This is a genomic window from Neisseria sp. P0009.S007 (assembly GCF_051962515.1).
In genome coordinates this window covers 1-861 of sequence record NZ_JBQCVF010000703.1, presented here as the reverse complement: position 1 = coordinate 861, position 861 = coordinate 1, and the positions used below count along the sequence as shown (strand labels likewise).

The window sequence follows — 861 nt, the reverse complement described above, 5'->3', positions numbered from 1 at the left end:
GAAAATACCCAGCCGCAAGAACGTGTCGATTTACCGACAGTTACCGTCCAAGGAGTCGGTAAACAGACTACTTCCAACTACACCATTCCCGCTTCCTCCGCCGCGATAGGCATCCGCCTGACCCAGCGCGAAACGCCGCAGTCCCTGTCTGTCGTAACGGCAAAACAAATCGAAGACCAAGGCTTGGACAGCCTGCAGGACGTATTGAAACAAACACCGGGCGTGTTCCACAGCAAAATGGGCAACAACGTATCCGGCCACAGCGAGTTTATTTCACGCAGTCAGGCCGTTGACAGTATTTCCGTGGACGGCGCGCCCAAATTCCTTTACGACTACAAAGCCATCCGCCGCGGCACCAACAATCTGGACAGCGCATTGTATGACCAAGTCGTCGTCGTGCGCGGCGCAAGCGGTTTGTCCAACGGCGGTATGGGCGAACCGGGCGGTACGGTCGCTTTGGAACGCAAAAAACCGACTGCCAAACCTGCCGTCAGCGTAGAAGCCGGTGTCGGTTCGTGGAACCACTACCGCTTCGTCCTTGATGCCAATCAGCCTTTGAATGCAGACAATACCTTGCGCGGCCGAGCTATTTTGGTCAGCGACCATGGAGGCGATTATCTGCCGAACACATCGCGCCACAATCACACTTTCTACGGCACTTTGTCTTACGATCTCACGCCGCAAACCCAATGGCGCCTCGGTACGGAAATACACCGTTTCCGCAACAACGGCAGCTCGCGTTTCAGCTATCTGACCGCAGCAGGTTCGCGCCGTACTGGATTCATACCGTTTGAGTCTTCGCCTCGCAGCAATTCGTCCGCACGCTGGGCATACGGCAAATACACCAGTGCCGAAGTATTC

General features: G+C 55.7%; 1 protein-coding gene. It reads left to right on the top strand.

Annotated elements, in window-relative coordinates; genetic code table 11:
* The coding region (locus ACTHS3_RS15805; RefSeq protein WP_440368482.1) for a TonB-dependent siderophore receptor at positions 1 to 861 on the top strand (861 nt) is incomplete at both ends.